The following is an 11,820-nucleotide window of genomic DNA, read 5'->3' as shown; positions in this document are numbered from 1 at the left end:
CAGAGTATTCCGCATGAGCCAGACCAAGACCTTCCACCTGCCCGACCTGGGCGAAGGCCTGCCGGACGCCACCATCGTCGAGTGGTTCGTCAAGGAAGGCGACACCATCCGCCTGGACGAGCCGCTGGTCTCGATGGAGACCGCCAAGGCCGTGGTCGAGGTGCCCTCGCCGGTGTCCGGCAAGGTGGTGAAGCTGGCCGGCGGCGCGGGCGACGTGGTCGTCACCGGTTCGATGCTGGCCGTGTTCGAACCCGATCCGTCGCTGCCGCAGCGCGCCGAAGGCCAGGACACCGGCCACCACCACGGCGGCGCGCATGCCGCGCCGGCCAAGGGCACCGCCAGCGATGACGGCGGCGAAGTGGCGACCTCGCCCGCTCCGTCCGAGGCGCGCGGCGGCGACGCCGGTACCGTGGTCGGCGCGATGCAGAGCTCCGACGCGGTGCACGCCGAACAGGCCGTCGCGGTCGGCGGGGTGAAGGCGATGCCCGCGGTGCGCGCGCTGGCGAAGAAGCTGGGCGTGGACCTGTCGCGCGTGCAGCCCACCGGCGCCGACGGCACCGTCTCCCTGGCCGACGTGAAGCAGGCCGCGGCAGATCCGTCCCGCATTCTCCCTTCTCCCACCGGGAGGGGGGCCGCGGGTGAGGGTCGGGTCGCACAGGCCCCGGTTCCGGTCGCGACGCCGCCTGCCGCCCCTTCGGCGCAGCAGCGCACTCCCGTCTCCGCCTCCGGCCGCCCGATGCGCACCCGCCCGCCGGGCGCCGACGACGGCGCGGCCGCCAGCGGCCAGCCGGAACAGCTCAAGGGCGTGCGCCGCAACATGGCGCGGGTGATGGCCGACGCGCACAGCAAGGTCGTGCCGACGACCCTGGTCGACGATGCCGACCTGCACGCCTGGATCGGCAAGCAGGACATCACCGCACGCCTGGTGCGCGCGATCGTCGCCGCGTGCAAGGCGGTGCCGGCGCTCAACGCCTGGTTCGACGGCGAGGCGCTGGCGGTGACCCGCCATCCGCACGTGGACGTGGGCATCGCCGTGGACACCGACGACGGCCTGTTCGTGCCGGCCCTGCGCAACGCCGACATGCTCGATGCCAACGGCATCCGCGCCGGCATCAACCGCCTGCGCGCGCAGGTCGAGGAGCGCAGCATCGCCGCCAGCGAGCTGTCCGGCTACACGATCTCGCTGTCCAACTTCGGCATGTTCGCCGGCCGCTACGCCACACCGGTGGTGGTGCCGCCGTGCGTGGCCATCGTCGGTGCCGGCAAGCTCAGCCACGACGTGATCGCGGTGATGGGCGGCATCGAGGTGCACCGCCGCCTGCCGATCTCGCTGACCTTCGACCACCGCGCCGCCACCGGCGGCGAAGCCGCCCGCTTCCTCAAGGCGCTTCTCGACGACATGGCGCTGCCCCAGTAAGCCATGCCGAAAATAAAGCCCCTCTCCCCTCGGGAGAGGGGTTTGGGGAGAGGGTCGGCAGCCCTGCGGACGCGGGCACACCCCGGAAAACCGGAACCCCGCGCCTTGCGCCTGGGACCCGGTGCCGCGTGGGCACGACGCGGAACATCCCCGACGGGCACGAGCGCGTACCGGCCGCCGCAATCACGCGCGCACGCCGGACCGCCAACCGCGATCAACGAATTGCCCCGCACCGCTCATCCCCACGCAACCGACCCGGCGCTATCGTCACCCCTCCCCGCCCACCGGAGCCCGACCATGCCCCACCACAGCCGCCTCAGCACCCTGGTCCTGGACTGCAAGGTCGACGACCTGCAAGCCTCGCTGGAATTCTGGAGCGCCGCGCTGGGCAAGCCCATCGCCGACCTGGACCAGGACGGCGACGGCCGCTACGCCGAACTGGGCACCGACGCCGACGAGCCGATCATCCTGCTGCAGAAGGTCGACCACGAGTCGCGCGTGCACCTGGACATCGAGACCGACGACGTCGAGGCCGAAGCCGAACGCCTGGAAAAGCTCGGCGCGCGCAAGGTCGCCTTCGTCCACCGCTGGTGGGTGATGGAAGCGCCGAGCGGCCACCGCTTCTGCGTGGTGCGCCAGCAGCGCGAGCCCTTCGGCCCGCACCTCAACCGCTGGGAATGACCCGTGGATGGCCGCGGCCGCTCAGCGGCGGCTGCGGTCCAGCCAGATCTCCAGGCCCTGCGCGTTGAGCTCGATGTCCATCTCCAGCACGCGCAGCACGGCCGCGTCGTCCAGCGCGCAGCCGTGCGCCTGGGCGCGCTCGAGGTAGTACTCCGACAGCGCCGCGACCAGCGCGCGATGGCGGTCGGGGCCGCCGTCGCAGGCCTGCGCCAGCGAGACCATGGCGTCGACCTGCTCGTGCATCTCCGCGGCCAGGCGCGCCACGTCCCCGACCCGCCCGTAATGGGTCAGGTACATCGCCAGCGGCGCGCGCGCCATCATCCGCTTGATCGAGGCCTGCATCGCCTCCGGTTCGAACTGCACCGGCGAGGACGTGGGAATGATGAAGGCGCCGCGCCCGCTGTCCAGCTCGCGGTACGACAGGCCGAAGGTGTCGCCGGTGAACCAGCTGCGGCTGCGCGCGTCCCACACGCACAGGTGGTGGCGGGCGTGGCCGGGCGTGTCGATGCACAGCAGCGGCCGGCCGGCCAGGTCGACGACATGGCCATCGTTGGCCACGACCACGCGTTCGGCCGGCACCGGCACCAGTTCGCCGTAGTGGCGGGCGAATTCAGCTTCGCCGTAGACCGCGGTGGCGCCGGCGACCAGCTTCGCCGGATCGATCATGTGCGGCGCCGCGCGCGGATGCGCGACCAGGCGGGCATTGGGCAGCTGCCGCATCAGCAGGCCGGCACCGCCGGCATGGTCCAGATGCGCGTGGGTCAGGACCAGCCAGTCGACGTCGGCCGGCGCCAGCCCCGCGGCGTCGAGCGCGCGCAGCAGCTGCGGGACGCTGTTGTTGGTGCCGCAGTCGATGAAGGCGCCGCGGCCGTTCTCGGTGACCAGGTACGCCGCGTCGAAGCCGGGACGGACATAGTCGGTATCGATGGTATGGATGCCGTGTTCTGGCATGGACCGCTTCCGTGTTGTCCTCCCCCTGCGACGGCCATCGTAGGCAAGGCCCGGCGCGCCTGCGACCCGGCTTTGGTCGTAGGCAGGAAACGGGGGATGTTCACCGTCGATACACGGCACGACGGCTAAGCGGGGAACAGGTCAGCCGCGCGTGCGCCAGCCCGCCATCAGCCGCATGCGCAGCGGGATCGCCAGCGCCAGCACGGCCAGGAACGCACCGTAGGCGTACAGCACGGCCAGCACCTGGCGCCAGATCGGGCCGCTGCGCGCGTCGGCCGCACCGGTGTCGTAGCCCCAGTGCATGCCGGCGATGCTCAGCAGCAGCGCGACGACCAGCACCACGCCGTCGTACACGCGGCGCGCGGCCGGACGCGGCGTGCGCGGGTAGAACCAGTACAGCGCGCCCAGCAGCGCGAACCAGGGCAGGAACAGCAGCAGCGACAGCCAGGCCATCAGCTTTCCGCCTCCACCAGCTGGCGCAGCGCCTCCCGTACCTCGTCGACGCCGGCCAGGCCTTCGCCCAGCGTGCCGATGCGCTCGCCGAGCAGGCCGACCGCACGCTGCTCCAGCTCGTGCAGCGCGTCGAGGCCTTCGCGGCGCAGGCGCGCGATCACCTGGCCGGCCTCGCGCGGCGATTCGAAGCCGTCGCCCTGCAGCAGCAGGCGGCCTTCGCCGTCGACCAGCTTGAAGTGGAAGCGGCCGTCCGCCTCCCGGTACTGCTTGATCTGCGGCAGGCGCGCGCCGGCCGGGGCCTTGGCCTTGCCCTTGGCGATCGCCGGCGCGGAGAACGCGCCCAGGCCGACCGCACGCTGCAGGCCGTCCAGCAGCGGCACGGTGATGTCGCGGGCCTTGCGCGCACCTTCGAGAAGGATCTCCTCCAGCTGCGCCGGGCGCGCCATCAGCTGCGCGTACTGCTCGCGCATCGGCGCGACGGTGTCGTCGACCAGGTTGAACAGCCGCTGCTTGGCATCGCCCCAGCCGATGCCGTCGGCGAAGGCGTGGCGCATCTCCTCGGTCTGCGCCGGCGTGGCGAAGGCCTGGTAAAGCTGGAACAGGGTCGAGCCCTCGGTATCCTTCGGCTCGCCCGGCGCGCGCGAGTCGGTGACGATCGACATCACCAGCTTCTTCAGTTCGGCCGGCGGGGCGAACAGCGGGATGGTGTTGTCGTAGCTCTTGGACATCTTGCGGCCGTCCAGGCCCGGCAGCGTCGCCACGTTCTCGTCGATCTGCACTTCCGGCAGCACCAGCGGCTCGCCGCTGGCGCCGGTGGCCGCGCGCCACGAATCGCCGTAGATGTGGTTGAAGCGCTGGCCGATGTCGCGCGCCATCTCGATGTGCTGGATCTGGTCGCGGCCGACCGGCACCTTGTGCGCGCCGAAGGCGAGGATGTCGGCGGCCATCAGCACCGGGTACATGTACAGGCCGGCGGTTACGCCGAAATCCGGGTCCTCGCCCGCTTCGGCGTTCCTGTCCACCGCGGCCTTGTAGGCGTGGGCGCGGTTGAGCAGGCCCTTGGCGGTGACGCAGGTCAGCAGCCAGGTGAGGTGCGGGATCTCGGGGATGTCCGACTGCCGGTAGAAGGTGACCTTCTGCGGGTCCAGGCCGCAGGCCAGCCAGGTCGCCGCGATCTCCAGGCGCGAGCGGGCCACGCGGGCCGGGTCGTCGGCCTTGATCAGGGCGTGGTAGTCGGCGAGGAAGAAGAAACTCTCCACCCCTTGGGTGCGGCTGGCGGCGATGGCCGGGCGGATGGCGCCGGCATAGTTGCCCAGGTGCGGGGTCCCGGTGGTGGTGATGCCGGTGAGGACGCGGACGGTCATGGCAGGTACTGCGTGAAAGACCTGCCAATTCTAGCGCGCCGGCACGGGGGCACAGGCGGCTCACCTGGATCGGGCCTGCGCAAGGGTGCCCCGGCTGCCGCCGGATCACGCCGATTGCCATCCGGCGATGGCCTTTGGACCCGGCCAGGCCCGCAAGCCGTTGTGCCGCCTCGCTGACCGGAAGGAAACGCGCGAGAAAAGCGGCGGACCTGGGTCCGCCGCCCCGCCCGCGCCTGCCGCCGTGAGGAACACCTGCTTACGGCGCGGGGCAGACTGCACGCACCGGCGTCGGCGCCGGTCGCGTCCGGTCAGTGCCGGTAGCTGTCGTCGAGCGTGCGCTCGAAGTCGCGGATTTCCTGTTCGGCCCGATCCTTCTCCCAGCCGTAGCGCTCCTGCAGCTTGCCCGCCAGGTACTGGGTGTTGCCTTCGACGACGTCGAAGTCGTCGTCGGTGAGGTCGCCCCACTTGGCCTTGATCTGGCCCTTCAGCTGCTTCCAGTTGCCGGCGATGATGTCGCGATTCATGCGCTGCTCCTCTGCTTGGTTCTTTGTTGGTGACTCGGCCTGTGCCGGCCGCGTGGGTCCATCTTCGGTGGCGGCGCGTTGGCCTCCGGTCCAGCCCGCGTCAACGCGCGGTTAGCCCGCTGAACGCATCACGTCGCGTGCACGGGCGCATTGCGCGTTCGCGGACGCCACAAAGAAAAGGGGCCGGCAGAACCGGCCCCCGGGGAAGCAGTGGCAGGCAGGCCTCAGCACTTGCCGTCCTTGCAGTCCTGCGCCTTGTCCTCGACCTTTTCGCCGGCCTTCTGGATGTCCTGGCCGGCACCGGCCATGGTGTTGCAGGCGGTGAGCATGGAAGTGGAGAACAGGCTGACCAGGACCAGTGCGATGATGCGCTTCATGATGTTTGGCTCCTCGGGGTGACGTTGCGTCCGCACGCATGCGGTGTGGCGCAAATCTCCCTTGCCCCCCGTGCAACCGGCGTGAACCCGCCGCGGCCGGCGTTCAGTCGCGCATCAGCGTGGACTTGCCGAACAGGCTTTCCACCAGGTCCACCGCCAGTTCGGCGGTCATGTTGTGGTCGTCCAGCACCGGGTTGAGTTCGACGATGTCCAGTGAACCCATCCGCCCGGTGTCGGCGATCATCTCCATCACCAGCTGCGCCTCGCGGTAGTTCACCCCGCCCGGCACCGTCGTGCCCACGCCCGGGGCGATGCCCGGATCGAGGAAGTCGACGTCGAAGCTGACGTGCAGGTGCGTGTCCTCGTCCACGCCTTCCAGCGCCTGCTGCATCACCGCCTTCATCCCGATCTCGTCGATGTAACGCATGTCGTAGATGTCGAGCCGGTGCTGCTTAACCAGGCGCTTCTCTTCCGGATCCACCGAACGGATGCCGATCTGCCGTACCTGCTCCGGATGCAAGGCCGGCGCGTCGCCGCCAAGCCGGGTCAGCGCGTCCGGCCCCAGGCCGCACAGGCAGGCCACCGGCATGCCGTGCACGTTGCCCGAGGGCGTGACCTCGCTGGTGTTGAAGTCCGCGTGCGCATCCAGCCACAGCACGCGCAGCTTGCGGCCGGTCTCGCGGCAATGGCGCGCGACCGCGGTGATCGAGCCGATCGCCAGGCAGTGGTCGCCGCCGAGCATCACCGGCATGCGCCCGGCACGCAGCTCGCGCAGGCTCGCTTCCATCAGCGCCCCGTTCCACGCCACCACCTGCTCCAGGTGGCGGTAGCCGTCGACCGGCGGCTGCCACGGATTGGCCGGACCGGCGAGGTTGCCGCAATCGCGCACGTCCACGCCGCGCGCGGCCAGCGCCTCGCCCAGGCCGGCGATGCGCAGCGCTTCCGGGCCGAGCGAGGCGCCACGGTGGCCGGCGCCGACGTCGGTAGGCACGCCGATCAGGGAAACCGGTGGGTAGCTTCGGGCCATGGGTACTCCATCGATCATTCCTGTGAGCCGGACAGTCTAGCCAGAGGGCGGGTCGCGGACCCGCCGCAGCGCCGCATGGAAGCCGTGCCGGAGGTCCTGTCCGCCGCCGCTGTTGGGAGTTTTCCTACGCAACGCGCCGGCATCGGCTGATTGCCCGGCGCGCATCACGCGCGCGACGCTGCGGCTACCCGGCAGCGGGCATGCACAGGCCAGGGACACACGCTCAGCAGGGACGAAGCCACCGGCGGGACGCCGGGCCGGGGACTATCGAGGAATGCGCGCGACGCGGGCCCGTTCTACCGCGTGGATACGCGCGCGTGGCAAAGCGAAGCGGCGACCGCCAGCCGGTGCACGCAACGCATCGCGGGAAAGTGGTGCCGCCTATCCGATTCGAACGGATGACCTACCGCTTACAAGGCGGTTGCTCTACCAGCTGAGCTAAGGCGGCGAATGCCGGGATTCTAGCGTAGGGCGGCGCCCGGGATAGTCGCGCAGTCGATGTCGCGCGCCGCGGGGAAGGTGCTGCGCACCTGTGCCGGGTCGCCGGTCGCGCCCTGCAGCCACCAGCGCGAAGCGCCGCCGCCCTGCGCGCGCAGCTCGGCGGGGAAACCGGCCGCACGCAGGCTGGCGATGCGGCGTTCGGCGGTATCGCGGTTGCGGTAGGCGCCCAGGGCGATGGCGTTGGCTTCCTCGCCCTTGCTGAGCACGATGAAATCCTCGAAGCCGGCCGCGGCGATGCGCCGCGCGGTGGCCTGCGCCTGCGCGCGATCGGGCGCCGGCGGCAGCAGCACGCGGTAGCCGGTCGCCGCCCCGGCCTCCTCGTCCAGCACCGCCTCGCGCAGCAGCGTGCCGAGGCCGGCGCGCGCCACCTCGGCGGCGGCGCGATCGGGGAACGGGCCCAGGCGCAGGCATGCCAATGGGGCCGGAGCGGCAGGGGCGGCCGCGGCAGGCGCTGCAGGCTGTTCCGGCGTATGCCCAGGCTTCGCGGTGGCCAGCGCCGGCGCGCTGCGCGGTGCGTCCGTAGTGGCCGGCAGCAGCTCCAGTTCGACGCCACCGCGAGTGGATACCGGCGGCGGCGCTTCCGCCGCTTCCGGACGCGAAAGCCACCACGCCGCAACACCGAGGTTGAGCGCGACCAGCACGACGATCAGGGCACGGACGAACATGGGCGGCGATTCTAGCCGAGCGGCCGCAGCGCTCACGGCAGCCCGCTGCCGGCGGTGCGCGCCCATGCCGCCAGGCCTTCCAGCACCAGCGCCTCGCGCAGCCGTGCCTGCGGCAGCAGCGGCAGCAGCGCCGGCGCGCCGCCGCCATGCAGCAGCAGCGTCGGTTCACGATCCAGTTGCTGCGCCGCCTCCGCCAGCGAACGCTCGACCAGCGCGACCGCGGCGCCGTCGCAACCGGACGCCAGCGCATCCCAGGTGTCGTCGGCGAATTCCACGTAGCGTCCGCCGGCTTCCGGCAGCTGCGCGGCGCGCTGGTGCAGCGCCTGGCGCATCAGCGTCGGCGAGGCGGCGATGCGGCCGCCGTGGTGGCGGCCCTGTGCGTCGAGCAGGTCGATGGTCAGTGCGGTGCCGACGCCGGCGACCAGCACGTCGCCGCCTTCGCCGCTGCCGTGCGCGCCCAGCAACGCGAGGAAGCGGTCCACGCCCATCCGCGCCGGTTCTGCGTAGGCGATGCGGACCCCGGCGCATTCGGCGCTGGTGCGGGCCACGTGTACCTGTTCGAAGCGCTGCCGCAGCAGGTCGAGCATCTGCGTGGTCAGCGCCGGCGCGGCGACGCTGGCCACCCAGGCGCGGCGCCCGCGCGGCAGCGCGCCGTGGCTGGTGTCGCCGGCGGCCAGGGCGTCGGCGCCGTGCGGCCACGCCAGGACCTCGCCCACGTCCGTGCCGCCGTGCCACGGCGCGGCCTTGAAGCGGGAATTGCCCAGGTCGAACAGCCAGTCGCTCATCGTGGCCTCACGCTTACTTCGCCGGCATGGAACAGGCGTTCGCCGGCATCGGTCCGAACGCGCAGGGCGCCGTCGGCGGCCAGCCCCAGTGCTTCGCCCTCGATCGTCTCGCGCCCGCCCAGCACGCGCACGGGGCGCCCGGCCAGCGCGTCCAGCGGCGCATAGCGCGGCAGGAACGGCGCCAGGCCGTCGCGGTCGAACTGGTCCAGCGCCAGCAGCAGCCGCGCCAGCACCGCCGCGGCGATCGTATTGCGGCCCGGCACGCTGTCCGGACCCGCGACGTGGGCCAGGTCGGTCCACGGCTGGTCGATGGCCGCGCCCGCGGACGCCGGCAGGCGCACGTTGAGGCCCAGCCCGATCACCGCGTGCACCGGCCCGCCGTGCTCGCCACCGCCTTCCACGAGCAGGCCGGCCAGCTTGCGGTCGGCGACCACCACGTCGTTCGGCCACTTCAGCCCGGCCGCGGCGAAGCCCAGGTCGTGCAGCGCCTCGACCACCGCCACGCCGGCCACCAGGCCCAGGCCGCCCAGCCGGGCCAGCCCGCCGTCGAAGCCGCGGCGCACCGACAGGCACACCTGCGCGCCCAGCGGCGAGGCCCAGGAACGGCCCAGGCGGCCGCGTCCGGCGGTCTGGCGCTCGGCCAGCAGTACCCGTGCGCCGTATTCAGGCGCAGCGCCGCGCAGCAGCTCGCTGTTGGTCGAATCGATGCTCCACGCGACCTCCAGCGAGGCCAAGCCGGCCGCCACGGCCGGCGGCAGCGCCGCGCGCAGGGCGTCCGCATCGAGCAGGTCCGGAGCGCGGACCAGGGCATAGCCCTGCCCCGCACGCGCCTCTACCTCCACGCCGGCCGCGCGCAGGGCCTGGATCCGCTTCCAGACCGCGGCACGGGTGATCCCCGCCTCGCGCGCCAGCGCGTCGCCGGAGACCTCGCCGGCGCCCAGCCGGACCAGCAGTTCGCGATCGTCCAAATCCACCCCCGTCGGGCCGGTCCGCCCAAGGCGACCGATTATCGCCCGCCCGGCCGGCCGGGACACATGCCGGGGCGGCGAAGGCGCGGTATAGTCGGTCAATTCCCGCCCCGGACGACGGATCCTCCGATGCGCCGCCTGCTACCGCTTCTGCTGCTCGCCGTCCCGGCGCTGTGCTGGGCGGCGGCCTCCGACGACGAGGTGGCCCCGAAGAACGGGGCCTGCGTGTACACCCGTGCCTCCGCGCCGGCCAGCGCAGCGGAAGCCGATTCGGCGCAGGCGCGCACGCCGGTACCGCCGGTGGCGCGCAGCGTGCCGCGCACGACCGCCAGCGGCGGTGGCGGCAACGACGGCGACGCGGTCATGCAGCGCACGCGCAGCCCGCGCTGGCACAGTTTCCTGCCGGGCATGTTCCGCTGATCAAGAGGCTTGCGCGCTGGCTGCGGCCGCGCATTCCCACGATACCCGACGAACCCTGGCAGGCCGCCTGCGCAGCCCTGCCGTGGGCAGCCGCGCTCGACCCCCAGCGCCGCGAACGCCTGCGCGGACTGGCCGCGCGCTTCCTCCACGAAAAGACCATCACCCCGCTCGGCGACCTGGAGCTGGGCGACCACGAACGCATCCTGCTGGCCGCGCTGTGCTGCCTGCCCCTGCTGGAGTTCGGCGAAGGCGGCCTGCGCGGCTGGTCGCAGCTGCTGGTCTACCCGGACGCGTTCCGCGTGCGGCGCAGCCATGTCGATGCCGCCGGCGTGCTGCACGAGTGGGACGACGAACTGGCCGGCGAGGCCTGGGACCACGGCCCGCTGATCCTGTCCTGGGCTGACGTGTGCGCCGACCTCGAGGACCCGGACGCTGGCTTCTGCGTAGCCGTGCACGAGATGGCGCACAAGCTCGACGTGCTCGACGGCGAACTCGACGGTACCCCGCCGCTGCCCTCCGCCTGGTACCGGCAGTGGGCCCGCGATTTCCAGCGCGCGTACGACGCGTTCTGCGCCGAAGTGGATGCCGGACGCGAGACCACCATCGATCCGTACGCGGCGGAAGCACCGGAGGAATTCTTCGCCGTGTGCACCGAATACCACTTCTCCGCACCCGAGGTGCTCGAGGAAGCGATGCCGGAAGTGGCGGCGCACCTGGCAAGGTTCTACGGGCCCTCGCCCATGGGGGCGGGCTGACCCCCACGCACGACGCGGAAGGGCCGCGCCATAGCCCCTCTCCCACCGGGAGAGGGGTTGGGGGAGAGGGTCGGCATTCCGACGCCGCTGGGCTCCCGGCCCTCACCCCTGCCCCTCTCCCGGAGGGAGAGGGAAAGAGCGAGGCCACGACCTGGAAGCACCAGGAGACGCGTTAGCGCGGGGGTGTCACCAGCAGGCTGCTGGCTGATGCGGTAAGCAGGCTCTCGCGTGGCGACGCGCCAGACGTCGCCAGCGCCCGCGTTCATTCCCGGCGCGGCGACCCACCACGCACGACGCGGAAGGGCCGCGCCATGGCCCCTCTCCCACCGGGAGAGGGGTTGGGGGAGAGGGTCGGCATTCCGACGCCGGTGGGCTCCCGACCCTCACCCCTGCCCCTCTCCCGGTGGGAGAGGGGAGCAAGAGCGAAGCCACAACCTCAAGGTGCCGAAAGACGCGGTAGCGCGGGTGCACGCCCAGGCAGGGCGGTGCGTCGCCAGTCAAAAACCCTGGACACCGCTGGGCTCCCGGCCCTCACCCCTGCCCCTCTCCCGGAGGGAGAGGGGAGAAAAGAACGAAGCCACGACCCGAACGCACCGAAGACGCGGTAGCGCGGGGGTATGGCGCAAGCAGGCCATGGATGGCCTGCGTTCGCGCGTTGGAGCCATGGACGGCGGAACCGCGCGATGCGCCATACCCCCGCGCTGCCGCGGCTCCGTCCGAAGCCGACGCCCCAAAGCCGTTGCTGTCGCTGTTGCTGTCGCTGTCGCTGTCGCTGTTGCTGTCGCTGTGGCTGTGGCTCTTGCTGCGGCCGTGCCCCACCCGCTCGCATCGCCTGGTTCACAGGCAAGTGCGAAGTCGCGTAGGTTTCGATGCACGACACGACCCGAACGGGCCATACGCCCCGGTCAAAGCCCCGGCGGCAGCGTCACTTC

Annotated in this window: 13 protein-coding genes and 1 tRNA gene; 4 read left to right on the top strand and 10 right to left on the bottom strand. The window is 71.9% G+C overall.

The annotated features are described in order from the left end of the window. Nucleotides 1–13 precede the first annotated feature (13 nt). Together M503_RS0105890 and M503_RS0105885 are read left to right on the top strand one after the other, a co-directional pair. On the top strand, nt 14–1,417 hold the full coding sequence (locus tag M503_RS0105890) for a dihydrolipoamide acetyltransferase family protein (protein ID WP_028919397.1): 1,404 nt from the start codon (nt 14–16) through the stop codon (nt 1,415–1,417). Between the two features lie 297 nt (nt 1,418–1,714). Further along, nucleotides 1,715–2,098, top strand: a complete 384-nt coding sequence (locus M503_RS0105885; RefSeq protein ID WP_028919396.1) for a VOC family protein — start codon at nt 1,715–1,717, stop codon at nt 2,096–2,098. Nucleotides 2,099–2,119: 21 nt separating this feature from the next. On the opposite strand, the gene M503_RS0105880 is transcribed toward M503_RS0105885, so the two are convergent. From M503_RS0105880 to birA, 10 genes are all read right to left on the bottom strand, one after another. Further along, nucleotides 2,120–3,049, bottom strand: a complete 930-nt coding sequence (locus M503_RS0105880) for an MBL fold metallo-hydrolase (RefSeq protein WP_028919395.1) — start codon at nt 3,047–3,049, stop codon at nt 2,120–2,122. Nucleotides 3,050–3,190: 141 nt separating this feature from the next. After that, entirely contained in the window at nt 3,191–3,502 is a 312-nt protein-coding gene (locus M503_RS0105875) for a hypothetical protein (protein ID WP_028919394.1), read from the bottom strand. Continuing rightward, on the bottom strand, nt 3,502–4,866 hold the full coding sequence (locus tag M503_RS0105870) for a tryptophan--tRNA ligase (RefSeq protein ID WP_028919393.1): 1,365 nt from the start codon (nt 4,864–4,866) through the stop codon (nt 3,502–3,504). Before M503_RS0105870 ends, M503_RS0105875 begins: the two co-directional genes overlap by 1 nt. Nucleotides 4,867–5,174: 308 nt before the next feature. Further along, the gene (locus M503_RS0105865; RefSeq protein ID WP_024868723.1) at nt 5,175–5,390 is read right to left on the bottom strand and encodes a CsbD family protein; all 216 of its coding nucleotides are present in this window, start codon (nt 5,388–5,390) and stop codon (nt 5,175–5,177) included. 224 nt (nt 5,391–5,614) lie between these two features. Further along, a complete protein-coding gene (locus M503_RS0105860; RefSeq protein WP_028919392.1) occupies nt 5,615–5,767 on the bottom strand; it encodes an entericidin A/B family lipoprotein in 153 nt (50 codons plus the stop codon). Between the two features lie 103 nt (nt 5,768–5,870). Beyond that, complete coding sequence (gene rocF, locus M503_RS0105855) at nt 5,871–6,794, bottom strand: arginase (protein ID WP_028919391.1); 924 nt, start codon at nt 6,792–6,794, stop codon at nt 5,871–5,873. A 372-nt stretch (nt 6,795–7,166) separates the two neighbouring features. Then, nucleotides 7,167–7,242: transfer RNA gene (locus M503_RS0105850), tRNA-Thr, on the bottom strand. A gap of 13 nt (nt 7,243–7,255) precedes the next feature. Further along, entirely contained in the window at nt 7,256–7,960 is a 705-nt protein-coding gene (locus M503_RS0105845; protein WP_028919390.1) for an SPOR domain-containing protein, read from the bottom strand. A 32-nt stretch (nt 7,961–7,992) separates the two neighbouring features. Further along, the gene (locus M503_RS0105840) at nt 7,993–8,745 is read right to left on the bottom strand and encodes a type III pantothenate kinase (protein ID WP_028919389.1); all 753 of its coding nucleotides are present in this window, start codon (nt 8,743–8,745) and stop codon (nt 7,993–7,995) included. Further along, nucleotides 8,742–9,755 carry a bifunctional biotin--[acetyl-CoA-carboxylase] ligase/biotin operon repressor BirA gene (gene birA / locus M503_RS0105835; RefSeq protein WP_428992216.1) on the bottom strand — a complete coding sequence of 338 codons (1,014 nt, stop codon included), beginning with the start codon at nt 9,753–9,755 and terminating at the stop codon, nt 8,742–8,744. The genes M503_RS0105840 and birA overlap by 4 nt, the downstream gene beginning before the upstream one ends. 87 nt (nt 9,756–9,842) lie before the next feature. Here birA and M503_RS0105830 point away from each other — a divergent pair, with 87 nt between their 5' ends. Continuing rightward, nucleotides 9,843–10,133 carry a hypothetical protein gene (locus M503_RS0105830; RefSeq protein WP_028919387.1) on the top strand — a complete coding sequence of 97 codons (291 nt, stop codon included), beginning with the start codon at nt 9,843–9,845 and terminating at the stop codon, nt 10,131–10,133. Then, the gene (locus tag M503_RS0105825; RefSeq protein WP_028919386.1) at nt 10,100–10,888 is read left to right on the top strand and encodes a zinc-dependent peptidase; all 789 of its coding nucleotides are present in this window, start codon (nt 10,100–10,102) and stop codon (nt 10,886–10,888) included. The genes M503_RS0105830 and M503_RS0105825 overlap by 34 nt, the downstream gene beginning before the upstream one ends. Nucleotides 10,889–11,820: the final 932 nt, after the last annotated feature.

This window comes from Pseudoxanthomonas suwonensis J47 (assembly GCF_000513955.1).
GTDB lineage: Bacteria > Pseudomonadota > Gammaproteobacteria > Xanthomonadales > Xanthomonadaceae > Pseudoxanthomonas > Pseudoxanthomonas suwonensis_C.
This window is presented reverse-complemented; position numbering and strand designations above follow the sequence as displayed.

What these genes read in the sequence shown, in the direction of transcription:
- rocF (WP_028919391.1), bottom strand. Translation starts at nt 6,794, where the DNA reads ATGGCCCGAAGCTACCCACCGGTTTCCCTGATCGGCGTGCCTACCGAC.
- M503_RS0105890 (WP_028919397.1), top strand. Translation starts at nt 14, where the DNA reads ATGAGCCAGACCAAGACCTTCCACCTGCCCGACCTGGGCGAAGGCCTG.
- M503_RS0105885 (WP_028919396.1), top strand. Translation starts at nt 1,715, where the DNA reads ATGCCCCACCACAGCCGCCTCAGCACCCTGGTCCTGGACTGCAAGGTC.
- M503_RS0105875 (WP_028919394.1), bottom strand. Translation starts at nt 3,502, where the DNA reads ATGGCCTGGCTGTCGCTGCTGCTGTTCCTGCCCTGGTTCGCGCTGCTG.
- M503_RS0105870 (WP_028919393.1), bottom strand. Translation starts at nt 4,866, where the DNA reads ATGACCGTCCGCGTCCTCACCGGCATCACCACCACCGGGACCCCGCAC.
- M503_RS0105865 (WP_024868723.1), bottom strand. Translation starts at nt 5,390, where the DNA reads ATGAATCGCGACATCATCGCCGGCAACTGGAAGCAGCTGAAGGGCCAG.
- M503_RS0105860 (WP_028919392.1), bottom strand. Translation starts at nt 5,767, where the DNA reads ATGAAGCGCATCATCGCACTGGTCCTGGTCAGCCTGTTCTCCACTTCC.
- M503_RS0105840 (WP_028919389.1), bottom strand. Translation starts at nt 8,745, where the DNA reads ATGAGCGACTGGCTGTTCGACCTGGGCAATTCCCGCTTCAAGGCCGCG.
- M503_RS0105880 (WP_028919395.1), bottom strand. Translation starts at nt 3,049, where the DNA reads ATGCCAGAACACGGCATCCATACCATCGATACCGACTATGTCCGTCCC.
- M503_RS0105830 (WP_028919387.1), top strand. Translation starts at nt 9,843, where the DNA reads ATGCGCCGCCTGCTACCGCTTCTGCTGCTCGCCGTCCCGGCGCTGTGC.
- M503_RS0105845 (WP_028919390.1), bottom strand. Translation starts at nt 7,960, where the DNA reads ATGTTCGTCCGTGCCCTGATCGTCGTGCTGGTCGCGCTCAACCTCGGT.